20 protein-coding genes are annotated in these 25562 nt (G+C 63.3%); 9 read left to right on the top strand and 11 right to left on the bottom strand.

The window, feature by feature from the left end:
• Window positions 1–8: 8 nt before the first annotated feature.
• Window positions 9–2918, bottom strand: coding sequence for a beta-galactosidase GalA (gene galA, locus ACOJSI_RS12135; protein ID WP_420138547.1), 2910 nt, complete (start codon window positions 2916–2918; stop codon window positions 9–11).
• Window positions 2915–4156: a glycoside hydrolase family 27 protein gene (locus tag ACOJSI_RS12130; protein WP_420138546.1), complete on the bottom strand. Its 1242-nt coding sequence runs from the start codon at window positions 4154–4156 to the stop codon at window positions 2915–2917. The genes galA and ACOJSI_RS12130 overlap by 4 nt, the downstream gene beginning before the upstream one ends.
• Before the next feature lie 248 nt (window positions 4157–4404).
• Here ACOJSI_RS12130 and ACOJSI_RS12125 point away from each other — a divergent pair, with 248 nt between their 5' ends.
• The gene (locus ACOJSI_RS12125) at window positions 4405–5157 is read left to right on the top strand and encodes a FadR/GntR family transcriptional regulator (protein ID WP_420138545.1); all 753 of its coding nucleotides are present in this window, start codon (window positions 4405–4407) and stop codon (window positions 5155–5157) included.
• An 11-nt stretch (window positions 5158–5168) separates the two neighbouring features.
• On the opposite strand, the gene ACOJSI_RS12120 is transcribed toward ACOJSI_RS12125, so the two are convergent.
• From ACOJSI_RS12120 to ACOJSI_RS12110, 3 genes are all read right to left on the bottom strand, one after another.
• Window positions 5169–6692 (bottom strand): tryptophan halogenase family protein, encoded by a 1524-nt coding sequence (locus tag ACOJSI_RS12120; RefSeq protein WP_420138544.1) that lies wholly within the window; start codon window positions 6690–6692, stop codon window positions 5169–5171.
• A gap of 2 nt (window positions 6693–6694) precedes the next feature.
• Window positions 6695–8242, bottom strand: coding sequence for a tryptophan halogenase family protein (locus ACOJSI_RS12115; RefSeq protein ID WP_420138543.1), 1548 nt, complete (start codon window positions 8240–8242; stop codon window positions 6695–6697).
• Window positions 8243–8353: 111 nt separating this feature from the next.
• Window positions 8354–11383 (bottom strand): TonB-dependent receptor, encoded by a 3030-nt coding sequence (locus ACOJSI_RS12110; protein WP_420138621.1) that lies wholly within the window; start codon window positions 11381–11383, stop codon window positions 8354–8356.
• Between the two features lie 475 nt (window positions 11384–11858).
• Between ACOJSI_RS12110 and ACOJSI_RS12105 the strand changes: the two genes are divergently transcribed.
• On the top strand, window positions 11859–14705 hold the full coding sequence (locus tag ACOJSI_RS12105) for a TonB-dependent receptor (protein ID WP_420138542.1): 2847 nt from the start codon (window positions 11859–11861) through the stop codon (window positions 14703–14705).
• A 188-nt stretch (window positions 14706–14893) separates the two neighbouring features.
• A complete protein-coding gene (locus tag ACOJSI_RS12100) occupies window positions 14894–15868 on the top strand; it encodes a hypothetical protein (protein ID WP_420138541.1) in 975 nt (324 codons plus the stop codon).
• Here ACOJSI_RS12100 and ACOJSI_RS12095 read toward each other — a convergent pair.
• From ACOJSI_RS12095 to ACOJSI_RS12080, 4 genes are all read right to left on the bottom strand, one after another.
• Entirely contained in the window at window positions 15865–16593 is a 729-nt protein-coding gene (locus ACOJSI_RS12095; protein ID WP_420138540.1) for a 2OG-Fe(II) oxygenase, read from the bottom strand. The genes ACOJSI_RS12100 and ACOJSI_RS12095 overlap by 4 nt on opposite strands.
• A gap of 66 nt (window positions 16594–16659) precedes the next feature.
• Window positions 16660–17040, bottom strand: a complete 381-nt coding sequence (locus tag ACOJSI_RS12090) for a VOC family protein (protein WP_420138539.1) — start codon at window positions 17038–17040, stop codon at window positions 16660–16662.
• Window positions 17041–17164: 124 nt separating this feature from the next.
• A complete protein-coding gene (locus tag ACOJSI_RS12085) occupies window positions 17165–18394 on the bottom strand; it encodes an MFS transporter (RefSeq protein WP_420138538.1) in 1230 nt (409 codons plus the stop codon).
• A gap of 52 nt (window positions 18395–18446) precedes the next feature.
• Window positions 18447–19307: an SDR family oxidoreductase gene (locus ACOJSI_RS12080; protein WP_420138537.1), complete on the bottom strand. Its 861-nt coding sequence runs from the start codon at window positions 19305–19307 to the stop codon at window positions 18447–18449.
• Window positions 19308–19382: 75 nt separating this feature from the next.
• Here ACOJSI_RS12080 and ACOJSI_RS12075 point away from each other — a divergent pair, with 75 nt between their 5' ends.
• Window positions 19383–19799, top strand: a complete 417-nt coding sequence (locus ACOJSI_RS12075; protein WP_420138536.1) for a winged helix-turn-helix transcriptional regulator — start codon at window positions 19383–19385, stop codon at window positions 19797–19799.
• Here ACOJSI_RS12075 and ACOJSI_RS12070 read toward each other — a convergent pair.
• The gene (locus ACOJSI_RS12070) at window positions 19796–20140 is read right to left on the bottom strand and encodes a hypothetical protein (RefSeq protein ID WP_420138535.1); all 345 of its coding nucleotides are present in this window, start codon (window positions 20138–20140) and stop codon (window positions 19796–19798) included. The genes ACOJSI_RS12075 and ACOJSI_RS12070 overlap by 4 nt on opposite strands.
• Window positions 20141–20289: 149 nt before the next feature.
• Between ACOJSI_RS12070 and ACOJSI_RS12065 the strand changes: the two genes are divergently transcribed.
• From ACOJSI_RS12065 to rutA, 5 genes are read left to right on the top strand one after another with little or no spacing between them, the layout of a single operon-like run.
• Complete coding sequence (locus tag ACOJSI_RS12065) at window positions 20290–21762, top strand: tetratricopeptide repeat protein (RefSeq protein WP_420138534.1); 1473 nt, start codon at window positions 20290–20292, stop codon at window positions 21760–21762.
• A 56-nt stretch (window positions 21763–21818) separates the two neighbouring features.
• Window positions 21819–22568 carry a pyrimidine utilization protein B gene (rutB, locus tag ACOJSI_RS12060; RefSeq protein ID WP_420138533.1) on the top strand — a complete coding sequence of 250 codons (750 nt, stop codon included), beginning with the start codon at window positions 21819–21821 and terminating at the stop codon, window positions 22566–22568.
• Window positions 22569–22624: 56 nt separating this feature from the next.
• Window positions 22625–23011, top strand: coding sequence for a pyrimidine utilization protein C (rutC, locus tag ACOJSI_RS12055; protein ID WP_420138532.1), 387 nt, complete (start codon window positions 22625–22627; stop codon window positions 23009–23011).
• Window positions 23004–23810: a pyrimidine utilization protein D gene (gene rutD / locus ACOJSI_RS12050; RefSeq protein ID WP_420138531.1), complete on the top strand. Its 807-nt coding sequence runs from the start codon at window positions 23004–23006 to the stop codon at window positions 23808–23810. The genes rutC and rutD overlap by 8 nt, the downstream gene beginning before the upstream one ends.
• 12 nt (window positions 23811–23822) lie before the next feature.
• Complete coding sequence (rutA, locus tag ACOJSI_RS12045) at window positions 23823–24881, top strand: pyrimidine utilization protein A (RefSeq protein ID WP_420138530.1); 1059 nt, start codon at window positions 23823–23825, stop codon at window positions 24879–24881.
• Window positions 24882–25094: 213 nt separating this feature from the next.
• Here the strand turns inward: rutA and arfB are convergent, their stop codons facing one another.
• Entirely contained in the window at window positions 25095–25508 is a 414-nt protein-coding gene (arfB, locus tag ACOJSI_RS12040) for an alternative ribosome rescue aminoacyl-tRNA hydrolase ArfB (RefSeq protein WP_420138529.1), read from the bottom strand.
• Window positions 25509–25562 lie beyond the last annotated feature (54 nt).

Below are 25562 nucleotides of genomic sequence, written 5' to 3'. Positions count from 1 at the left end.
CTTCCCGATCAACGGGCCGCCACGTCCCCTCCACTGTTATAACGCAGCGAAACGGTGGCGGGACGTAGCCCAGGCGCGCTTGCCGTCAGTGTCGCAAGCGGATGTGCCTTGTCCAGCTTCACGATGATTTGCGCGTGACCGCTGAACAATTTGCGGTGCCAGCCGCCGGCAGGCGTGACGGTCTGCAGATAGGCGACATTCTTGCCGCCGATGCCGACATTTTCCAGGGCACTTAGCGCCGCCTCGACCCGGCCGGGTATGACGATTACCAGATCGATCGTGCCGCCGGCTTGCCCGTCCAGCGGGACCGCCCAGCCAGTGCCGTCACGCCGTGCCGATGCGGTCAGATCGACGCCATTCACAATCAGGCGCTGGCCGTCCACGAGATGGGGCAGGAATAATGTGCGACGCCCCGGTCCACCTTCGCCGGGCTGGGCCAGCCGTCCGCGCAGCGCGAACGCCTGCGGCGTCGCCGGGCCAGTGCCGGGCGCGTACCAGCGGAACGGATCGCGCCAGCTGAGCGTGGCCGCGTCCGGCATCGTCGTGGCGCCAGCGGGAAGATCCGCAATCTGCCAATTGTCGAAGCTCTGGATTGCATAGGCATCGATGAAGCGATCGGCCTCATGGCTGCCCGGGTCGCCATTGCCGACGCCCAGGATTTCCGCATCATTCGTCGAGAAGTGCACATCGTCCGCAGCGATGGGGACGATCCGGCCCGTTGCGTCGCGTGCCGTAACGTCGACAACGGCGATATTGCCCTTGCCCGCAGGCGTGTCCGGGCGATCCACCGACAATGACAGGGCACGCGCCGCACCGGTGGTGACAACCTCATCGGCCGAGACGCGCTTGCCGGCGCGGTAGCTGATCGCGATCAGCTTGCCTGGGGCATAAGGCACCTGCCATTCGGCATGGCCGTTGGCCGGAATGGCGCGGCGGCCGAGACTGTGCCCGTTCAGCGTCAATTCCGCCGCATCGGCATTGGCATAGACCCAGATTGGGATCGGCTGGCCTTCCCGGCCGGCCCAGTTCCAGTGGCCGACAATGTGCGTCATCGGCGCATCGGTCCACTGGCTCTTCAGATACCAGGCACTGTCCTTGAACAGGCCGGTCGTATCGAGCATCCCGAATTGCGAGCTGATGGCGGGCCAATCGAACGGCGTGGTCTCGCCCCGATAGTCGAAGCCCGTCCAGACGAACATGCCCGCCATCCAGGGCCGTTCCACAACAGCCCGCCAGCCCTGTTCGATGCTGCTCGATCCGGTCGGGCGTTGCGGCTTGTCATAGGCGGCGAGGTGAACATTGCCGCGATCGTCAAAATAGATGCCGCGCGTGGCGAAGGTCGATCCTTCTTCCGTCATCGCGATCGGCGTGCGCGGATAGTCGCGATGATAGGCATCGACATCATGCTGCGAGCGATAGTTGAAGCCGGCCACCTGCGTCGTCGTCGAAATGCCCTTGCCGTCATTGCCGGCGGTCGCGGCGGTCGCGGGACGGCTGTCGTCCAGATCGTGCACGCGTTCCTGCATCAATTTGGTCAGGCGGGCGCCGATTTCCCTGCCCTCGATACCCCATTCCTCGTTACCGACGGACCACAGGATGACCGACGGATGATTGCGGTCGCGCAGGATCATCCGATCGAGCTGATCGCGTATCTCTGGTGTGGTGCCCATCATGCGATGCTCGTCGATCACCAGCATGCCCAGCCGATCCGCCGCGTCCAACATCTCTGGCGTCGGCGGGTTGTGCGAGGCCCGATAGGCATTGCTGCCCATCGCCTTCAGCCGTTCGAGCCGATAGACCTGCATTTCGTCAGGAAGCGCCACACCGATACCGGCATGGTCCTGATGGTTGTTGGTCCCTTTCAGCTTGATGTTGCGGCCATTCAGCCAGAAGCCGGTATCGGCATCCCACCGGATCGAACGCACGCCGAAAGCGGTGACATAGCGATCGCGGATCTGGCCTCCCTCGCGCACCGTGGTGACGAGCTGGTGGAGGCGGGGCTGCTCAAGCGACCACAAGGCGACATTCTTGAGGTCGATCGTTGCCGAGACATCCGTCGCGCCACGCGCCGCGATGGTCCGCGAATCCGTCGCCACCAGCGCCAGACGCTTGCCGTCCGGCGACAGGATCTCCTGGTCGATCACGACATCATGCGGCTGGCCGTCATCATTGACGATGGTCGCGCGCGCGGTGACCTTTGCATCCGCACCATCGATCTCCGAGGTGACGAACGTGCCCCAATGGCCGACATGCAACGGCGCCGTTTTGGTCAGCCAGACATGACGATAGATGCCGGCGCCTTCGTAGAACCAGCCTTCGAAGGTTGACGTGTCGGCGCGGACGACCAGCACATTGGGTCCGCTATAATTGACATAGTCGGTCAAATCGTAGCGGACGCCGGAATAGCCGCTATGGTCCTCGCCGATATAATGGCCGTTGAACCAGACGACGGCGTCGCGAAATACGCCGTCAAACTCGACCGCGATCCGACGCCCGCGATCCTGTTCGGGGATGTCGATCGTCTTGCGATACCAGCCGATATTATGGTGCGGGAAGCCGGGGCCGATCGCGCGCGAGCCATGGTTGGTTTCGGCCTTCGGGTCAAACGGAACCTCGACGCCCCAATCATGCGGCACGTCGATCCGGCGCCATGCGCGGTCATCGAATTTGGGACTTGCCGGGCCATCGCCATAGCCCGCTTTGGCGAAGAAGAAGGGCGCGGTGCCATAGCCGAAGTCCCGGATCGGATCATGGGCATCGCCAAGCGCGAACCGCCAATCATCGTCGATCCGGATCCGTTCGCGTGGCGCCGTGGATATCGACGATACCGCCGCTATCGGGGCGGCGGCGGTTCGCGTGGCCGTTACGAAAACGACCGCCGCTGCGCTCGCTGCGAGCGCCATCCGCATGCGCATCATGGGTGCAACCTTACCATCACGACGCCGTGGGGCGGGACGGTCGAAGAAAAGCGCGCGGATGTGCGGCCCAGATCCTTGTGTGCCCACAGATCGCGCACCTGCATGCCCAGCGATGCGGGCAAGCCCAACGTCACCCAATCCGCCGTGATGGTGCTTGGCGTGTCGTCGCGGTTCCACAGCAATACCGCACGACCGCCATCGGCGAGCGGCTTGCTCCACACTTCCTGCTTGCCTTCGCGCCAGACGCGATGGCCCTGGCGGCCCAGCCTATCCTGATCCACCGCAATGACATCGCGGTTCAACAATATGTCGCGCGTCTGCGGCGTCATGTTGGCAACGTCATTGCCGGCGATCAGCGGGGCCGCCATCATCGCCCACAGCGAGAAGTGCGCGCGATATTCGGTGTCGGTCAGGCCGCCATTGCCGACCTCCAGCATATCCGGATCGTTCCAGTGGCCCGGTCCGGCATAGGGCCATAGCGGCTCGTTCATGTCGACGATGGACGCGACGCCCCAGCTATGCCTGTGCTTGCCTTCCCATTTGTCGGTGATGTCGCCGGTCGTGCGCCACATATTGCCGATCTTCGACGCCCACAGCCACGGCTTCGAATTGCCCCATTCGCACATCGAGAAGAGAATCGGCCGGCCGCTGGCGCGCAGCGCGTCTGCCATCAGCGCATAGGCTTCTTCGGCATTGCGGGTGCCCGTCGAGCACCAATCATATTTCAGATAATCGACGCCCCAACGCGCATATTGGGCGGCGTCCTGATATTCGTGGCCCTGGCTGCCGGGCCGGCCGCCGCAGGTCTTGCTACCGGCATCCGAGTAGATGCCGAACTTCAGCCCCTTGGAATGCACATAATCCGAAAGGGCACGGATGCCCGACGGAAAGCGAGTACGATCCTCGGTGATGAAGCCGTTGGCATCACGTTTACCGTGCCAGCAATCGTCGATGACAACATATTCGTAACCCGCATCCTTCATCCCATTGCTGGCCATGGCATCAGCCGTCGCGCGGATCGTACGCTCATCGACCTTGCAGCCGAACTTGTTCCAGCTGTTCCAGCCCATCGGCGGCAGTTGGGCAAGGCCGTTCGCCTGGCGATTGGGATCCTGGCTCGCCGGCAATGTATTGGGATCGGGATCCAGCACCTCCTGCGCATAAGCCGAGCCCGTAAGGTGGAGGAGGAGCGCAAATATCCACGCTGCCCGAACGCGCAAAAACCGCTGCAACACCATCCATTCTCCCTGGCCGAGCCGGTTCTGCTTACCCGATCATGGGCTGCAGTGTGCCTGATCCCGTGGCGGCCGAACGCTTTGCAGATAAATCATACAAATGCAACGCGGCCCGGCCTTGTTTTACCGGTCAATCAGGTTCTTCGCCGCGATGCTGCGCGAATTTCCAAGTCAGAATGAATGGGATCAGCCGATCGGATCCGACCATCGCCTATCTGTTCATCGCTCCTCGACTGTGACTATTATCGTGCATGAGTCGGTCGCTGCTTTTCACGCAACCGGATGGCGACACCGTGGAGCTCGGCCGTAACCTTACCTACGGAATGCTGGAAAAACTGGGCCGCGCCATCGTCACCGGCGCCTATGACGCACAAACATTCCCCACCGAGGCGCAACTCGCCGTCCAGCACGGTGTCAGTCGTTCGGTGACCCGCGAAGCCGTGAAGATGTTGACGGCAAAGGGACTGCTTACTGCACGGCCGCGTATCGGAACGGTGGTGCAGCCAACGCCGGCCTGGAACCTGTTCGATGCGGATGTTCTGCGCTGGCTACTGGAACGGGAATCCTCCGTCGATCTGTTGCGTCAGTTCAGCCAGTTACGTCTTGCGATCGAGCCGGAGGCGGCGGCGCTTGCCGCGCGCTTTGCCAGGGACGCGGACTTGCGCAGCATCACGGCAGGCCTGGAGCGGATGGAAGCCGCCGAACAGGGATCCGACGATACGCTGGATGCGGACATCGCGTTTCACGTGGCGATCCTGCGCGCCACGCAGAACCGCTTCTACGCGCAGTTTCGGGACGTGGTCGCCACAGCGTTGCAGACATCCATTCGGTTCACCAACCGCATCCGCGGGCGTAACGCCAGCCTGCCTGATCATGCGCAGGTGCGCGACGCGATCGTCGCCGGCGATGCCGAACTGGCACGGCGGACAATGCGTCGGCTGATCACCGACGTTCTGGATACGGTTGAACATCCACAATCGGCGCGCCACCCGGACGCCGTCTGACCAGAAGCAGCTTAGACGTGGATGGGCGAACCGTTGGTGTAGTGCGCCAGAAAATCGGAGTGCGCAGGGAGAGGCTCCACGGCGCGGGCCAGTGCAGCGCGCAACGCGGTCATCTGCTGCCGCAAGGCGTCGACCGGGATCGCATCCGCGAGCGGATCGTGGCCGGCCGGCATGATCGCCTGTCCGATCAGCACCGCCAGCCAACTGTCCTGTGAAAAGAGGTCGTCCGCATCGCGCAGGATACGCCCCTTCGATCGAAACAGATCGATCTTGCGCGCCAGCGTGTCCGGAACCGCCATGGTGCGACACTGCTGCCAGAAGGGCGTATCGGTCCGTTCCGTTGCCTTATAGTGAAGGATCAGAAAGTCGCGAATGGCTTCATATTCGCGCGCCGTCTGCTGGTTGAACGCATCCCGATCGGGCGCCGCAAACTGCATGTCCGGGAAGAAGGTCATCAGCCGTGCAATGCCGGTATGAACCAGATGGATGCTGGTGGATTCCAGCGGCTCCAGAAAACCGGCGCTTAGTCCGATCGCGACGACGTTTTGACACCAGGCCCTGCGGCGGCGGCCGGCGCGAAAGCTCAGCCGGCGTGGTTCCCCGCAGGCGGGTGTCTCCAGCGTCGCAATCAATCGCGCCTGTGCGGCATCGTCGTCGATGTGCGCGCTGCTGTAGACATAGCCGTTCCCGGTGCGATGCTGCAGCGGAATGCGCCACCGCCAGCCCGCAGCATCGGCGATCGCCCGCGTGAAAGGCGGCAGCGGATCCAAGACAGCGCTGGGAATGGCGATAGCGCGATCGCAGGGCAGCCACGCGCTCCAATCCTCGAACGGCTCCGCCAATGCTTCGCCGAGGAGGAGGGCGCGAAAGCCGCTACAGTCGATAAAGAGGTCGCCCTCGATCGCGCTGCCATCGGCCAGCGTCACCGATCGAACGAGGCCCTTCTCTCCATCGCGGCCCACCGATTGGACGGTGCCTTCATGCCGGATCACACCCTGCCGCTCGCTCCAGCCGCGCAAATAGCGGGCGTAGAGCGCGGCATCGAAGTGGAAGGCATAGTTCAGCGTCGACAGCGGATGATTTCCATTGCTCTCCGGCAGGCTGAACCGCCCGCGCCCCGCCGCAAGCGCCGAAATGCTGTAGGCGGCGAGATCGTCCTCGGACGTCGCCAGGCCATCGTGGATCAGCTTCAACCATAATTGGTGGAAACGCACATTCTGCGTGTCGCGCCCATGCGTACCGAAGGGATGCAGATAGTGGTGGCCGACGCGGAGCCAATTGACAAATTCGATACCCATTTTGAAGCTGCCCTGCGTCGCGCGCAGAAAGTCGCGCTCGTCAATGCCGAGCAGCGCGTTGAAGTCGCGTATCGCCGGGATCGTCGCCTCGCCGACGCCGATCGTCCCGATCGCGTCCGATTCGATCAACTGGATCGAAACCCGTCCGCCACCCAGCAGGCGCGCCATCATCGCGGCCGCCATCCATCCAGCCGTGCCGCCGCCGACGATAACGATGTTGCGGATGGGATCAGCCATGGTCAGCGCGCCGGAAAGCGCATGCCGGGGCGGATGATCTGGTCCACCAGCGCGCGATGGGACGGCAACAACCGGGCGGCATTGGCCTGCTGCTGGCGCACGTCCGCGAAGACGCGCTGTGCATCCTCGAAATACCGGTACGAACTGGCCTGTGCGCTCAGATCGGTATGATAGCCCATCCCATAGAGGACATATTGCCAATTGGCGGCGGTAAAGACGTCGTGGTTCAAGTCGACGTCGATAAAATCGGGTGCGCGATGCCGCCAGCGGTCGAGCCGATCCTGCAACGCATCGGATCGCGTCGATCGGTCGGTATTGTCGCGCCAGAACGCCGTGTCGCGCCGATCGCTCAGGCAATAATGCAGCTTGATGAAATCGACCACATTATCGTAGCGCTTCGTCATCATCCGGTTGAACTGGCGCGCGCCGATATCGAAAGCGCCTTCCCACGGAAACAGATTGGCCAAGTAAAGCGCCGCGATCTCGGCGAAGCCGATTCCGGTGGCTTCGAGCGGTTCGATAAAGCCGGCAGCCAGTCCGATCGCGACACAATTTCCGTGCCATTGCTGTTGGCGATAGCCTGCTTCGAACCTCAGCCGGCGCGGCTCCAGATCCTTCGCGCCGTCGCCCAGATAAGCACGCAATTGACCCACAGCTTCGTCATCGCTGACATGATCGGCGGAATAGACATAGCCGGTGCCGCGGCGTTCGTGCAGGCCGATATCCCAGATCCATCCGCCCTCCTGTGCCGCGGCGAACGTCTGGGATGGGATCGCCGCATGGGGGCGATCATACGGAATCTGGATGGCGGCGGCGCGGTTTACGAACAGCTCGCTTCGCCGCGAGTGGAAAGGTCGGCCCAGCGCCTCGCCGATCAGCTGCGCGCGAAAACCGGTGCAATCGATATAGAAGTCGCCCGTGACGATACCGGACGCGTCGCACTGGAGATGCGCGATATGGCCGTTCTCGGCGAGCGCAACACCGCGCACCTTATCCTGCACATGCCGCACGCCTAGGCCGATCGCGGTGGAACGCAACAAATGCGCCAGGCGAACCGCATCGAAATGATAGGCATAAGCCAAGGGGCCGACATAGTCGGGATGCGAGATCAGCTTCGGCGCCAGGCACCCGTCCGCCGCAGGCTTCTGTACCGTGTTGACGGCTGCCCACGGTGTATCTCCGGCAGCGCCGAGCAACCAATAGGGTAGCAGGTCTAACCCGTCATGATCGGCGCTGATCTGAAACGGATGGAAGTAATGGTGATCCGGCTCGCCTGCGGGCGCGGTGCGCCAGCCAGTGAAGCGAATGCCCTGCTTGAACGTCGCGCTGCAGGTGCGGATGAGCTCGGCTTCGTCGATGCCGATGGTTTGCAGCGTCTTGCGGATGCTGGGGAAGGTGCCTTCGCCAACGCCGATGATGCCGATGTCGGGAGACTCGATGACGGTGATGGTGACCCCGCCGGGCGCACCCGCATTCAAGCGCTTGGCGAGGTAGGCGGCAGTGATCCACCCGGCCGTTCCGCCCCCGACGATGATCACATTGCGGATCATGCCCATCCTTCCCTCACAGCAACGGCCGCGCCATCCGCAAGGATCGCGAAGCCGTGCTGTGGGCCCGGTCGGGTGATGCGATCAAGCAGCGTTCCTTCATCGCTGCCACGATCAGAAGCTGAGGTTGATGCCCCCTTCATAGCGCGTATCCGACACGAACCAGCTGCGGACCAGGTTCGAACCGCCGGGGTAGCCGCCCATTAAGGTCTTCGTCTTGGCGTTGGTCAGGTTGGTGCCCTGCACATAGGCCTTCAGATGCTCGTTGATGGTGATGGTAATGCCGCCGTCGAGCTGGCCATAGGAGGCGCCATAGACCGGCAGCAGCGCGTTGATCGTCTGCTGCGAACCATCTGCTGCGACGCGCAGATAGGTCGGATTGGTGCCGTTGCCGTTGGTCGTCTGCAGATATTTGCTGCGCCACGAATAAGCGAGACGGAAGGAGATCGGCTCCTTCTCATACAGCAACTGCACATTGTAATTATGCTTCGAGAGCCCGACGATCGGCAGGCCGCCGATCAGTTCGCCATTGATGTCGCGCGCCAGCGCGCTGGGCGACTTGCTGTCGATATAGGTGTAGTTCGCTTCGATGCCGATCCCGTCGAACGGCGCGGGCAACCCATCAAAGAATTTGCGTCCGCCAATCTCGGCACCTGTCAGCTTCGATACCTGGGTCGCGTTATAAACTTCGTTGGCGTTGATCAGGCCGGTGGCATTAACCGTGCTGCCATCGGGACGGGTGAAGGTCTGCGAATAGGGACGCAGGGTGTTGCCGTACAGGATCAGGTCCTTCAGCCTTTTGTGGAACAGGCCGACATGCGCGTTGAAGCTGTTACCCTGATAATATTCCGCACTCAGATCGAAGTTGAGCGCCATCGTCGGCTTCAGATCCGGGTTACCACGTTCTGCCGTGAAGCCGTTGAAGATGGGCGCATAGCTGTTGGTGCCATTATTATTGGCGTTGGTGGCGGTGTTGATGCCGATTGTGCGCGTGACGCGCGTGGAGACGAAGTCCGGCATCGACATGGTGCGCGTCACCGCGACGCGCAGCGCCAGCTGATCGGTCGGTCGTACGTTGAGATTGAACGACGGCAGGAAGCGCGTGTAGTTATTGCTGGCGGCGCGCACCTCTGAGGAGCTGAAAGCGGCAATGGCGTTGCCGCCGCCGGCGGCCAGATCCGCATTGGCGTCCGCCTGGGAATAATAGAATTGCGGGAAATTCAGCACCTCATTGCCGGTGCCGTTCACGTTGATCCGCACAACGCGCAAGCCGATATTACCGTCGAACCGTACATCGGAGCCGCCGCCAAAGCGTGCCTGCACATAGGCCGCCTTGTTCTTCACCCGGGTGAAGAATTCGCCGTAACGATTTTGCTGGCCGACCGGATTGGGGCCGTTCGGATTGACGCTGGTGTCATAGCCATAGGTCTGTTGCAGATAGACCGGGTCGAACGTCCCGATCGTGCCGAAGCTGGGGATGAAGAGCGCAACGGGCGCGCCGATATCGTTCTTGAAGAAGTTGCTGAACCCTTCGAACTGCGAATCCCCCGGACCGCCGTCGGCCAATGTCCGCTGCGGCGATCCATTCCAGTCGCGGCCCAGCGCCGACCAATAGGTGCCGATCTGATTGTCGCGTTCGCGCCGGTTGGCATAGCGTGCGCCGACCTGAAGCTGGCGGATGAAGCCATCGCCGACCGTCCAGGTCAGATCCAGGTTGGCAGCGGTCGACCGCGCGCGATTGCGATCCGGCGCGAACGAGAAGCTCGTCCACTGATAGCTGGAACGGTCGCTCAGATCGTTGGTCGGTACGAGCGAGAAGTTCGGCAAGCCCCCGGTCGCATCGAAACCGAAGCTGCTCATCGAATTCTGATTGGCCGCGCCCATCCGGTCGGTGTGAGAGAAGGATTGGATGAACTGTAGCGCGCCGCCGACACGAAGGTTGGAGGCTGGTTCCCAGGTAAAGCCCTGGCTGAAGTCGCGCGTTTCGTTTTCCTGATTGGAAACGGTCGTTTGGCCGGTCAGCGATCCGGCAGTGAAGTTCGCCTGGCCGCTGGGCCGCAGGCTGCTGGCGCTCTTCAATATGCCATTGTCGTCATAGACGGCGTCGCTGCCGGGAACGGGGAACAAGGTCGGATCGGTATTGCTGGGCACGGCGAACACGCCGGTCTCGTTCCGATCGCTGCGATAATTGCTGATGAAGGCGGTCTGGAACAGGCGCAGATTGCTCGCCGGCTCCCACTGCACCGCTTCGTAAAAGCCTTGCCGGCGACGGGAGAATTGCTCCTGCCCGTAATCGAAGCCACCGGGAATGTAGCGGGTCTGGCCATCGATCACCCGCGGGTAATACGGCTCCGCGCGAATGAAGGAGCTCTTCGAGCGCAGCTTGTTATAGGCAACGTCGATCAGGACGCCGATCTTGCCGATGCCGGTTTCCCACGTGTCGGTCGCCAGTACCGATCCGCCATAAGACCCCTTCTTCGATAGATCGCCATAGCCGCCGGATAACGTTCCCGCGATGGACGGCTTGCTGAAGTCGAAGGGCATTTTAGTGCGCAGATCGACCGCACCGCCGATGCCGCCTTCGATACGGTCCGCCGTGCTGGCCTTATAGACGTCCACCGCAGCCATCAGCTCCGGCGTCACCTCATTCCAGCTGAGACCGCCGCCACCATTGGCGCCGGTAATCTCCCGGCCGTTCAGCGTTGCCAGCACGCTGGACAGACCGCGCACCTGGATGCCGGATCCCTCAACCGAGAAACGATCGGGATCGCCCAGCGCGGCAAAGCGCACGATCGTCACGCCCGGGACGCGCTGCAGCACCTCCGTGATGGAGTTGTCGGGCAATTTGCCGGCATCGTCGGCAACGATCGAGTCGATCACGGTGTCGGAATTACGCTTGCGCTCGGTGGCATTCTGCAAGGCTTGGCGGCGCCCGGTCACGACCACTTCCTGTGCGTCGGCGCCTGCACCCACCGGAGCCGTTGCAGCGGGATCGGCGCCCGTCGGCTGATCGGTATTGGGCAAGGTCGCCGCCGGGCCCACGGGCGCCGGACCCGTCTGTGCAGCGGCTGGTGCCGCAGCCGTGATGGCGCCAGCCGAAACGCCGGCGAGAAGCAGGATCTTGGAAAGGCCAAGCACGGTCATCTCCCTCAACAGGGGCAATGCCGCGCACCCCCCAATTTAATTAATTTTCATTAATACGATAAATGTGAGGATTATCAGCGTCAAGCGTGCGAATTGACGTTGCAGCGGTAGCGGAGGGCGGAGAGAAAACTCGGGAAGAGCGCGGCATTGCTGTGACAAATCTGGACACGCACGGCCGGACCGACTCGGCGGACTCCTGGTCCGAACATTTCAATTCACTGGTATCGGCTGTCTCTGGGCACGCCGCACAGTGGGAGCGATACGCATGAATGTTACAATTGCGACGAGCTGAGCCACATTTTGGCGGCCGCCTGTAACCGTTCGCCGCATAATGTTGCTGATACGTGACAGCGTGGCAATTAAGCTTCCAATCCGTCCGAAGTGGGGCTTTCCGGCGGGTATCGTGCAGGCGTAACGGCCCGCCTCGCCACGGCCGCGCCGCCCCTTCGCGCGATCGGTGGAGAAGGAAACCACCATGCCTCATGTAAGCTTCTTGCGTGCCACCTCCGCATTGGCGGGTGGCTTTACCCCTATGGCTCTTGCCCTACTGATTGCCTCACCTGCCGCTGCGCAGGATAGCGCGCCGGCCGCCAGCACGGCGGCGACTGTGCCGGCAACGCCTGACACCACCGGCACTGCCGCCGACCCATCGCAGGAAATCGTCGTCACCGGCTCGCGCATCGAGCGTCCGGATCTTACCTCCAGCAGCCCGGTCTCGACGATCAGTGGCGCCGCGCTCAAGGTCAACAATGCGGTGACCGTGGAGCAGATCCTGAATGCCAACCCGCAATTCCTGCCGTCGGCTGGCGCCGCCAGCAACAATCCCGGCGATGGCACGGCAACGGTCGATCTGCGCGGCCTTGGCGCGCAGCGCACCCTTGTTCTGATCGATGGCAAGCGCGCGCCCGCCTACGACACGAACGGTACGGTCGACGTCAACACCATCCCGACCGCGCTGATCAAGCGGGTCGACGTGCTGACGGGCGGTGCTTCGGCTGTCTATGGCTCGGATGCGATCGCCGGCGTCGTCAATTTCATCCTCGACGATCGCTTCACCGGTCTGCGCGCAGACGGCAGCTCCCAGATCAGCAAATATGGCGATGGAGCCCAATATGACGGCAGTCTCACCGGCGGCGTCAAGCTGGGCGAGCGCGGCAACCTTGTGGTATCGGCCGGCTATTCCAAGCGCGACGGCGTGAAATTTGGCGCCCGCCCCCGCAACAGCAACGCCATCGAATCCAGCGATCTGAAGAGCAGCGCGGGTTCATCCAACACCAATCCGACCGTGTTCGACCTTGCCAATGGCGATCAGCTCCAGGTCAATGATGCCGGCGCCCTGGTCCCGATCTACAATCTCTATAACTTCACGCCGGTCAATTACGCCCAGACACCGTTCGAACGCTATAACGTCATGGCGCTCGCTCGCTATGAACTGACCGACAATATCGAGGCGTTCGGTCGCGCCAATTATGTGCACTCCAAGGTTTCAACGGTACTCGCCCCGACGGCAACCGCCGGATACACGTTCGATATCTCACCGGATAATCCCTTCCTCACCGACGGCGAGCGAGCCACTTTCTTCGCACCGGGCGTTGCTCTCAACCCGGACGGCACGTCGACGGTCGGCATACGCCGCCGCATGACCGAAACCGGCGGACGCGAGCAGAATTTCGTCACCAAGAATTATCAGGTGATGGCAGGGCTGCGCGGCGACCTATCCGGTTTCAACTGGGAAGTGTACGGCCAATATGGGCAGACCAAGCGCCATCAGGATCTGCTGAACGACCTGTCCTATAACGCGCTCAGCCAGGCGATCGACGCCGTGGCCGGTCCCAACGGGCCGGTGTGCCGCGATCCTTCCAACGGCTGCGTTCCGATCAACGTCTTCACCACCGGGACGATTCCCGCCAGCCAGCTCGCCTTCGTCGAGCGCAACGGCGCCGTCGACAGCAAGTCGAGCCAGCTGGTGTTCGGTGCCGACATCAATGGTGACCTGAACTTCCTGAAGAGCCCGTTTGCGGATCGCTCCGCTGCCGTCTCGATCGGTGTGGAATATCGCCGCGAACGTGCCAGCAGCGTCGCCGACGCCGCGTATGCGTCGGGCGACCTGATCTATTACGGCCAGGGGCAGAGCATCTCCGGCAGCTACAACACCAAGGAAGCCTATATCGAGTTGAAGATGCCGCTGGTGACGGACAAGCCGTTCATCCGCGCGCTCAATTTCGAAGGCGGCTTCCGCTATTCCGATTATTCGACCGTCGGCAGCGTCTACACCTACAAGGCGGGCGGAGACTGGAGCCCGGTGGAAGGCGTGCGCTTCCGTGGCATCTACCAGCGCGCGGTGCGTGCACCGAACATCTATGAGCTGTTCTCGCCGGTGGTCGGCGGCACCGGCAGCCTGTCGAACGATCCTTGCGCCGGCGGCAACGTGCCGGCCGCTATCGCCAGCATCTGCACCGCGCAGGGCGCGCCGGGCGTGGGCAACATCCCGCAGCCCATATCCGGCCAGATCAACGTCTTCACCGGCGGCAACCCCAATCTGCGGGCGGAAAAGTCGGACACCTATACGGTGGGTGTCGTCATCAACCCGGTGCGTTTCCGTGCGCTCACGGTCTCCGTCGATTATTTCAACATCAACATCGCCAACGCGATCGACGTGACGCCGCCGCAGATCATAATCGATCAGTGCTTCAACCAGTCGCAGGATCCGACCAGCGCGGTGTGCCAGAGCATCAAGCGCAATCCGCTGAACGGTTCGCTAAGCGGCAATCTGCAATATGGCGTTCCGCAGCAATTGGGGAATATCGCGAACAAGAAGACCGACGGCATCGACGTGGCGATCGGCTATAATGGCGGCAACGCGGACCGCTTCCATTATGCCTTGTCGTTCGCCGGCACCTATACGATCAACTATAAGCAGCAGGCCGATCCGACGTCGGCGGCCATCCAGTGCGCCGGCCGGTTCGGCTCCGCATGCAACCTCCAGCCGATCCCGAAATGGAAACACACGGCGTCGGTCGATCTCGGCTTCGCCGGTATCGATCTGCAAACACGCTGGCGCTTCCTGGGTGCGGTCAAGGAGGATATCGGCACCGACATCCTGAAGTCGCGTATCCCGGCCTACAGCTACTTCGATGAAACCGCGAGCATCGACGTCAGCAAGGCGTTCACCTTGCGCCTTGGCATACAGAATCTGTTCGACAAGAAGTCGCCGATCGTCGGCGATACGGTCGGTAACGACTACAATGCCGGCAGCACCTTCCCGGTTGCTTATGACGTGATCGGCCGCACCTTCTTCGCGGGCTTCACCGCGAAATTCTAAGACGGACTGCCGGGGGCTCGGGCGCCCGGCAGATCCCTTGTGAGATTTCGACGAGGATCGTCATTCTTGCGGCGCGCGAGGCTTCGTCTCGCGCGCTCGCCTGTTCTTGGCGAAAAAGCAGTCTTCGTGGGCCGACGGGCTTATAAGGCGGCCGGGCATGGCTCGCGCTCGCCTGACGGAAGCAGCAGATGGCACCACGATCGCATAACTTTCTCCACAAGCTCGATCCTGCGGCACGGCTAGGCACGTTCGTATCGACGACCCCGGCGGCGCTGCGGGCTACACCTTTCCTCGATGGACGCATTCCCTATTGGGAGGGGGATCCGGTTGACGCCGCGCTGCCAATATCATCACCCGCGGTCGCGACGGTCGACCGGATTGTGTTCCACGTCGGCTTTTGCGGTTCGACCCTGTTGGCAAGCCTGCTTGACCGGCCTGGAGCGGCGCTGGTCCTGCGTGAGCCGCAGGCTTTGACTGACCTCGCCGCCTACCGCTCGATCCTCGATCGCGATGGCCAGCATGATACGACCTTCCCGGATCTTCTCACCGCCGTCCGCGTCGCCCTCTACCGCCGCTGGGCGGACGGCGAGGCAGTCGTGATCAAGCCCTCCAACTGGGTGAACGCGCTGTTGCCTGACCTTGTTGCGGCGCCGGCGCGCCTGCGACCACTCTTCCTGACGATGGAGCGCCGCGCCTTCGCCGTGGCGGTCCTGCGCGGCGGGCCGGCGCGGATCGCTTTTGCCGCACGCGCCTGCGTCCATCTTGCCAATGCCGACACGACCTCCGCACATCGCCTCGCTGCCATTCTGGCGCTCCCCGAGGAACCCGACGATCGGTTGCTGATGCTCGCAATCCTGCTGTACGATTTTCAGCTGGCGCTGTTCCGCGCGGCGGCCGTCGTGGGTGGCTGGAATGCGGATCATTGGCTGTGCTTCGAAGCCTTGCGTTCTGATCCCCATGCTGCGTTGCTCAAGGCCGCGCGCACCTTGGATATCGCGCCCCCGCCGGACCGGATGCTGATCGATCATGCCAAATATCCCGGCACGCGCTATTCCGCGGACGAGGAGGCCGCTGCCAACGCCGCCATCGAAACCGCGCACGGCGCGCGCATCGACCGGGCCATTGCTCTGGTCGATGCAGTAACCGGAAGTTCCCCCCTCTAGCTTTGCGTTCGCAACCAACCGGTGACGGATAGACGCGCCATGCCCGCATAAGGCGCGATAAAGCTGACACTATGGGGCTGAGGTACGGTGAAGAGACTCAGCGTGTTGAAGCGCGGCGCGAAAGCTTCGATCACGCTGCCGTCCGGTCCGTGGAAGAGCAGCAGCCCGCCCCATTCCGGTGCCCAGTCCGGGGTCAACCCCAGGACATAGGCCATGCGCCGGCCCTTACCCGCCACGGCGTCATCATGCCGCGTGAGGAAATCGCCGTGCGTGTAGCGCGTCGCCTGCGCGTCAGCGAAGGTCACATCCGTGTCCGGATCCAGCCTGCGCAGCGCGTCCAGCGTGGCGGGCGCGTTCATCAGGCGGGCAAAGGCGATCAGCGCATCCTCGTCCGGATCATCTGCAAGGCCTTGGGGAAGCGGTTCGGGCACGCGGATCAGATCATAGCGGAAGCGGAAGCCGTGCGTCGCTTCCGCATGAAGCGCCTGCTCAAGGATCGTACGCTGCGCCGCAGCCATCGCGTCAAGATCGGTACGGGCGATCTCGAACACATTGCTTTCCCCGCTTATGACATGGCGCCAGTCCTGACGACGCAGCAACGCGCCGCGCAACGCCTCGGCGGATCCATGTGCCAGGAAGTTCGGAATCTGCACCCGACCGCCGGCGGCAAAGCGATCGCGCAGCACGCGCCAATCGTCGCGGGGATGGAGGTGGGGGGCAAGCACGGCGGTGGCGTCTACCGCCTTGGCTCTATCTCCGGCAAGGCGTCGGTGATACGCGTTGCCGGGTGATCAGGGCAGGCGCTCACCCACATCGATCCGATTGCCGTCCGGATCGGCGAACACGAACGCGCGTTGGCCATAGGCTTTGTCGGTCAGCCGCTTGATGATCCGAATGCCGGCATTCTCGCAGATCGCGTAAAGCGCCGCTGCATCGCTCACGAAGAGATGCATCACGTTGACCGTCGATGCTTTGTGATCCGGCTTCAGGCTCAGATGGATTTCGGCGCGATCCTTTTTCAGGACCATGAAGCCGACCGGATCGCCATTCTCGAACACTTTCCGGAAGCCCAGCCGACCCGCATAGAAGTCATGGGCTTTCTGAATGTCGCGCACGCAGATGCCGGGTGCTGCACGCCCAAACGCAATGTCGGACACGCTGACGTCAGCCATATCATCTCTCGCTTGGGCAGGGGCGGCGGTGCGCGTACCAGACAGGAGCGGTGTCCTTGATGGGATGCTGCTACGCGCCTCGGCGCCTGTCAACCGATGCCGCCGACGCGGCGTCGGGAGCTGACTACAGCTTGCTCCCGGCCAGCCTGAAGTCGCCGTCGTGCTTCGATCCGGTCGCGCGGTCCGCCAGAACGGCAATGCCCCAAATTGTGAGACCGCCGAGCGCAAGGCCGCAGCCAACCCAGCCGGTCGAAGTCCAGCCATAACCGGCCGCGATCGCCATGCCGCCGAGCAGGGGGCCGAGCGCGTTGGCGGTGTTGAACGCCGAATGGTTGAGAGCGGCGGCCAGCCCCTGGGCATCGCCGGCCACATCCATCAGACGCGTCTGCAATACCGTGCCCAACGCGCCGCCAATGCCGATGGCAAGCACGGCCAGCGTGATCGACCACAAGTGGCCCGCCGCGAACGGATAGAGCGCCAGCGAAACCGCACTCCACACCAGCAATCCGCCCGCTGTCGGCATCAGCGCGCGATCGGCAAAGCGCGGCACGATCAGATTGCCTAGCGTCAAGCCGACCCCGAACACCGTCAACACCAGCGTGAGACCATAATCGGGCGCGTGCGTAACTTGGCTCAAGGTGGAGGCGAGGTAGGTGTAGACTGCGAACATTCCGCCGAAACCGATCGCCCCGATCGCTAATGTCAGCCACACCTGCCCGCGCCGCAGAGCCGTCAGCTCGCGGAGGGGCGACGCACCCTGTGCCGGTGGATCGGCGGGCGCGATCGCCAGCACCAGCAGTGCGGTGAGCACAGCGATGATCGCGACGATGCCGAAGCCCCATCGCCATCCCAACCAATGGCCCAGCGCATTGGCGAGCGGCACCCCGATGATTGTCGCCACCGTCAGGCCCAGCATGACGCGGCCCACCGCCATCGTTCGCCGCTCTGGCGGAACAAGGCTGGCGGCAACCAGCGCAGCCGTCCCAAAATAGGCGCCGTGCGGCAGCCCGGCGAGGAAGCGGAAGATCAGCAGAACGCGGAAGGATGGCGCTACCGCACTCAGCGCATTGCCGACCGCGAACGCGGCCATCAACAGCACCAGCAGCATCCGCCGGCTCATGCGCGCGCCCAGCACCGCCAGCAACGGCGCACCAACGACCACGCCGAAGGCATAGGCGCTGATCACATGGCCGCCGGTCGGCGCGTCCACGCCCAGCCCCCGGCTGAAATCCGGCAGCAAGCTCATCGTAGCAAACTCGGTCGTACCGATCGCAAAGCCGCCAAGGGCCAGCGTGATATGGACGAGCCCGGGTGCGAAAGTCCGCCGGGGGGCGGGCGTGTCGGCGTCTGGCAAGCGAAATCCTTCATGAAAGCCGGCCGCGCAGACATTCCGTACGACCGGTGCGTCAGGCGTCCTGCACGGCCTGCGCCACGGTAACCGACAAAGACGTCGTCGGATGCCCGATCAACGAAGAAAGCTGGTGCCCATCGTCGAACAGCGCGTCTTTTGCGGCGCCCGCGTCCCACCCCGCTACCGCATGCGCTAGGCCCTCGGGAAGTCCCGCACTGATCAGCACGGCCGCATAATCCTGCTCCGGCAGGTTGCGATAGGGGATGTCGCGGCCGGCCTGATGGGATATTTCGGCCGCCAGATCCGCCATCTTCCAGGCCGTATCGCCCGCCAGCTCATATGTCTTGCCGTCATGCGCGTCGCCGGCAGCGACGACGGCCAGCGCGTCCGCATAATCCGCCCGTGCCGCCGAGGAGATGCGGCCCTCCCCGGCGCTGCCGATCAGCGCGCCATGATGAAGCGCCGCGTGGATCGAGCCGACATAATTTTCCGAATACCAGCCGTTGCGCAGGATGGTGAAGCGCAGGCCCGACGCGGCCAGATCCGCCTCGGTCGCCAGATGCTCCTGCGCCAACGAAAGCGGCGAAACATCCGCATGGAGCAGGCTTGTATACAGGATCCGGCCGACGCCGGCGGCCTTGGCCGCGGCAATGACGGCACGATGTTGCGCGATCCGCTTTCCGACTTCGCTCGACGAAATCAACACCAGCGTCTCAACGCCGGCAAGCGATACCGCAAGGGCGTCAGGGCGATCATAATCGAAGCTGCGTGTCTCGACCGAGGGATCCGAAAGCTTGGCGGGATCGCGGGCGAGCGCGATCGGGCGCGCGCCAGGCGCGCCAGGCGCGCGAGCGGCGAACGATTTCAGCGCAAGACGACCCAGATGTCCGCTTGCACCCGTGACGGCGATTGTCATGGTAAACCTCCAGCTTGAGCCAGCGCGAGATAGAAACCTTGCTAACTAGAAGTAAGTACGTACGTTAGCGTAAGTATGGAAAAGTCCGCCGCATCGCCGCCATCGCCGCCATCGCTATCCGATAAGCTGTTGCGCGGCGACCTGATGGCGGCCAATTGCCCCTCGCGTGAGGTGTTGCGCCACATCACCAGTCGCTGGGGCGTGCTGGTGTTGATTGCGCTCAGCCAAGGCAAGCGTCGATTCAGCGCCCTACGCCGCGAGATTGGCGGCGTCAGCGAACGGATGCTGGCGCAAACGCTGCAATGGCTTGAGCAAGACGGGCTGGTGGATCGCACCGCATATGCCGTGGTGCCGCCCCACGTCGAATATAGCCTGACGCCGCTTGGTCGGGAGGCCGAGGAGAAGGTGCGCGCGCTGGCGGACTGGATCGAAACGCGTATGCCGCTGCTTGGCCGGCCGGATCCCTCCGCGCGCGACGTGGCCGTGGGCTAGCGCAACTTGGGGTCGGGGAAAGGCAGATCTTCGTCCGTCGGCCCTGCCACCCACTTGCCACCTTCCCGATAGAAGCTCGCCTGGGTTTCCGTGGAGGCTGCCCCCGCGACCAGCAGGATGGTGCAGGCGACCTCGCCGCCATGTTCGGGCTTGCTGCTTTTCTTGCACGTCCCGATCCCGACGCGACCGGCCTGTAGCGATTTGGTCATCCCCGGTTCGTCGAACATGGTGATGATTGCCGCCTTGGCCTCTTCGGGCGTCGGCACCGCCAACGGTTGCGCCGTGGCCGCGCCGCTCCAGGCGGCCAGCGCGAGCGATGCGAAAGCGGGTGCGAACCTCATGCGCATAATCCCCTGCCACAGGCGGCCCATAGCAATCGCACGAGCGCCGGATGCCGGCAAGGGCGGCGAACATTGACGCGGAAACCGGTGCGGCGGAAGGCGGTTCTGCAGGAAGGCAGCCATTGAAGCTGCGGGGCAGGGGGAAAGCGATGGCGTGTCGATCATGGAAAGGCCTTGCGACATGTCTGGCCGCTTCGTTCGTTGCAATGCCGGCTGCGGCGTCCGAATGGTGGTTCGTCAACACTGGGCCGGGCCGGGTTGTGTTCATCGACGCCAAATCGATCGAGCGGAAGAAAGACAGCGTCACCTATTGGACCATGTATGTCATCCACCCCGGCGAGCCGCAGGTGATGATGAAGACGCATATGCGCGCGAATTGCACGCGCCGTACCCTCAGCTTCCTGGGGCAGTTCAAGTTCGATGCGCAGGGCCGACAGATCGGTCAATCGCCGACCCGGCCAAGCCCGATGCAGCCGGTGCCGCCCGATTCGCTGGGAGATGCGGAGATCAACTTCGCCTGCGGAGACGATGGCGATCATGTTGCCAACGACCAGTTCCGGATGGAGGTGGACGAGGTCAAGTTCGCCGAGGCCTTGCTGGCTGGCGGCAACAAGGCCGCACAGGCGCATGATCTGCATGATGCGATGGCCGGCAAGACCCCGCCGCCGCGACCGCAGGATGACGCCGCGTCAGAGACGATCGCATCCACCGCGCCCACCTCCGACGTCCCGGCGGATCCTCCCGAGGACATGATGGAGCGAGCGTCTTCGTCATCGGACGAAGCCGAGGAACTGCAGAAACAATGCGACGGCGGCGATCCGCCTTCCTGTCGGAAACTCGGCCGGCTCTATGCGGAGGGCGACGGCGTCGCGCGGGACTCGGCGCATGCCGCGTCGCTCTACGATCATGCCTGTCGGGCAGGGGATGCGAGCGCCTGCACCTGGCTCGGCATCGCGCACAACAAAGGTGAAGGCGTTGCCAAGGATGCGGGCGCCGCATCGGCCGCATTCGCGCGGGCGTGCGCGCTCGGTGGCGCGGCCGATTGCACCAATATCGGCCTGGCCTACGCCACCGGCGGCGGCGTGCCGAAAGATCCGGACCGTGCGGCGCGATACTTCAAGGCTGCGTGCGATCACGGCAATGCCGCCGGCTGTTCCGGCCTCGGCGCCTCCTACATCCTTGGTGGCTCCCACATGTACAAGCCTGCGCGGGCCCGTGCGCTGTTCCAGAAAGGGTGCGACGGCGGCGACAGCAATGGCTGCTACAATCTGGGCGTCTTGTACGAACAGGGCATCGGCATGCGGAAGATGCCGGAACGAGCCGTGCCCCTTTACGAACGTGCGTGTGAGGCGGACGAAGCCGGCGCGTGCGGCAATCTGGGCACGATGGTCCAGAGCGGCATCGGCGTTGACAAGGATGCGGCGCGCGCAGCCGCACTGTTCGAAAAGGCCTGCGACCTGGGCGCTGCCGAAGGCTGCTTCAATGCCGGCCGCGCCTATCAGGCCGGGGCGGGTATCGTGCGCGACACGAGCTGCGCCGCGGACTTTTACCGGCGCGCGCTGGCGATCGAGCCGGACAAAGCGGATGCACGCCGGGCGCTAACGGCGCTGGAGGGGCGCTAGCGCATCATTGCCGATCGAGGCTTGCGATCAACGGACTTAGCCTGCACCATCCCCTCATGCAGAACGGTACGATCGTCGAGCCGGCCCTTGCCCCCTCTCGGATGGTGACGCTGCCCGCACGGCCGGAACCATTGCGCTTAGCTGTCGATCATACGGCCGTCGTGGTGATCGACATGCAGAACGCTTATGCCTCGCCCGGCGGCTATGTCGATCTGGCTGGCTTCGACATCGCCGGCGCCTCCGCCACGATCGAGAAGATCGCGAGCGTGCTCGATACCGCGCGCGCCGCGGGGGTGCAGGTCATCTACCTGCAGAATGGCTGGGATCCCGATTATGTCGAGGCGGGCGGCCGGGGATCGCCCAATTGGCACAAGTCGAATGCGCTGAAGACGATGCGCATGCGCCCCGAGCTCAACGGCCAATTGCTGGCGCGGGGCGGGTGGGACTATGCGCTGGTCGATCGGCTGGCGCCGCAGCCCGGCGATATCTCGCTGCACAAAACGCGCTATTCCGCTTTCTTCAACTCGCAGCTGGATCAGACGCTGCGCGCCCGCAACATCCGCAACATCGTCTTCGTCGGCATTGCCAGCAACGTATGCGTCGAAAGCACATTACGCGACGGCTTCCATCTCGAATATTTCGGCGTGATGCTGGAGGATGCGACCCATCATCTCGGGCCCGATTTCGTGCGGCAGGCGACGGTCTATAATGTCGAGAAATTCTTCGGCTGGGTCAGCAGCGTCGCCGATTTCTGCGGCAGCTTCGGGCAGATGGCCGACCCGGAGTCATCCGTTCGTGCCGATTAGCGTCGTCGGTTTCGCTTGGAATCAGGCTGTTAACGGGCGGTAAGGAGGTCCCAAATATGCCGTTTGAAACAATCAACCCACCCCAATTTCCGACCCCGATCGCGCCCTATTCGGCTGGGGCGAAGGCCGGAAATACGGTCTATGTCTCGGGCGTTTTGGCGCTCGGTGAGGGCGGTGCGGTGCTGCATCCCGGCGACGCCGCGGCACAGACGCGCCATGTGCTGGAGGTGATCAAGACAACCTTGGAAGCCGCCGGCGCCACCATGGCCGACGTCGCGATGAACCACATTTTTCTCAAGGATCTCGCCGATTATGCCGCCTTCAATACGGTTTATGCCGAATATTTCCCCGGGCCGAAGCCGGCCCGTTATTGCGTGAAGTGCGAGCTGGTGAAGCCGGATTGCCTGGTTGAAATCGCCTCCGTGGCGCACATTGGTGGCTGAGGCCGCCGGCCTCTATTACGAATTGCACGGGCCGCCGGACGGCGAGCCGCTTCTTCTTTCGCCCGGTTTGGGCGGGTCGGCGCATTATTGGGATGCCAATCTGGCCGCGCTTGCCGCCCGCTACCGGGTCATCCTTTATGATCATCGCGGCACCGGCCGGAGCGATCGCGCACTGCCTGCGGACACCACCATCGGCACCATGGCAGGCGACGTGATCGCCCTGCTCGACGCGATCGGGATCGAAAAATGCCACTTCATCGGCCACGCGCTCGGCGGAATGATCGGGCTGGCATTGGCCCTGCGCGCGCCCGCACGCCTGTCGAAGCTCATCGTCGTCAATGGCTGGGCGAAGCTCGATCCCTTCACCGCGCTCTGCTTCGACACACGGCTTGCGCTGCTGCGCGATAGCGGGCCGGAAGCCTATGTCCGGGCACAGCCGATCTTCCTGTATCCGGCGCACTGGGCGTCGGCGTTTTTCGACGAGCTCGAAAAGGACATGGCGCAGCAACTTGCGAGTTTTCCGCCCGTCAAGACAATTGAACGGCGGATCGCCGCCTTACGCGCTTATGATCCCGGTTCCGATCTGCAGCGCATCGATCACCCGGTGCTCGTGATTACGACGAGTGATGACCTGCTGGTGCCATGGCAGGCAGGGCGCGCGCTTGCGCAAGCCTTGCCCAACGCGACCCGCTGTCAGCAATTTGGCGGCGGCCATGCGGCCAGCCGGGTCGAACCGGAAGAATTCCACGATCGCGTCCTGCCGTGGCTTGCGGGGGAGAGTTGGGACGATGACGAATAAGGGGGAATAGCCATGCAGGTCGGCGTCTTCGTACCCATCAACAATAATGGCTGGCTGATCAGCGAGAATAGCCCGCACTATATGCCGAGCTTCGATCTCAATAAGGAGATCGCCTTGCGGGCCGAGCGGTACGGGCTCGATTTCCTGCTCTCGATGATCAAGCTGCGGGGCTTTGGCGGCAAGACGGAATTCTGGGAATATGGCCTGGAAAGCTTCACGCTGATGGCAGGGCTCGCCGCCGTCACCGAAAAGATCAAGATCTACGCCACTTGCCCGACGCTGATCATCCCGCCCGCCTTTGCGGCCCGCATGTGCAACACGATCGATTCGATCAGCCATGGCCGTTTTGGCCTCAACCTGATCACCGGCTGGCAGCGCCCCGAATATAGCCAGATGGGGCTTTGGCCGGGCGACGAGCATTTTCGTAACCGCTACGACATGCTCGCCGAATATGCCCAGATCCTGTGCGAATTGTGGGCGACCGGCGTGTCCGACTTCCACGGCGCATATTATCAGATGGACGATTGCCGCGTCCGCCCAATGCCGACCGGCGACATGAAGATCATCTGCGCGGGCTCGTCCGATGCCGGCCTCGCTTTCTCGGCGCAATATGCCGATTATGCCTTCTGCCTGGGCAAGGGTGTCAACACGCCCACGGCGTTTGCCTCCAACAACGAACGGCTCGCGCTCGCCACGGCCAAGACCGGGCGGTCCGTATCCGTCTTCGTGCTGATCATGATCATCGCCGCGGAAACCGATGAAGAAGCGATGGAGAAATGGATCCACTATCGCGAAGGCGTCGATCAGGACGCGGTTGCCTGGCTCGGCGAACAGGGCGCCGCCGACAAGACCAGCACCACCACCAATGTCCGCCAGCTCGCCGATCGGGAAAGTGCGGTCAATCTCAACATGGGCACGCTTGTCGGCAGCTATGAAACCGTTGCCCGTCTGCTCGACGAGATGGCGGAGGTACCGAATACGGGCGGCGTCCTGCTGACCTTCGACGATTTCATCGAAGGCATCGAGGCTTTCGGCACCCGCATACAACCGCTGATGAAAAGCCGCGGCTGACCAGCCAACGAAGGCAGACCTTCTGCCATCGCCGCCCTCCCCCTCCGTCAGGCTACGCCTGCCACTTCCCCTTGGCGGGGGAGGATTGGAAAGGTTCCTAACAGCTCGCCACCCTAATCCTCCCCCGCCAGGGGGAGGTGGCGCCGAAGGCGACGGAGGGGGAGGACAGCGACGCGCGTCGCCGCGACGCGTTATGCCGACGAAGCTGGCCTCTCAATCGACGGCCGGTTTCCCCCGCCCGCGCTTGATCGCGCCGGCTCGCGCTTTCGCTTCGACGCGCCTCGTCTTGGCGGCCTTGCTCGGCTTGGTCTTGATCCGGCGTTCGGGCCGGACATGGGCTGCGGCGATCATTTCGGCCAGCCGCTCCCGGGCGTCGGCCCGATTGGCTTCGCGCGTGCGGAAGCGGCGCGCCGTCACGATGATCCCGCCGTCGGATGTCCAGCGGCTCCCGGCTAGACCCTTCAACCGCGCGAACACATCTGGTGCCAACCGAAGCGCAAAGACATCCAGCCGCAGCTGTACGGCGGTGGCGACCTTGTTGACGTTCTGGCCGCCTGGCCCGGTGGCGGCGAGGAATCGCTCTTCCAATGCCTCCTCGGGCAAAGCTGCTGGTTCGGGGCGGTTCATATTTCCTCGAAATTCACGCTAATCGCCTGCAACGCTTTGGCAATTCCAATCGTT

Origin of the sequence: Sphingomonas sp. (genome assembly GCF_048595155.1) — a bacterium.
In the GTDB taxonomy this organism is placed as follows: Bacteria; Pseudomonadota; Alphaproteobacteria; order Sphingomonadales; family Sphingomonadaceae; genus Sphingomonas_I.
This window is presented reverse-complemented; position numbering and strand designations above follow the sequence as displayed.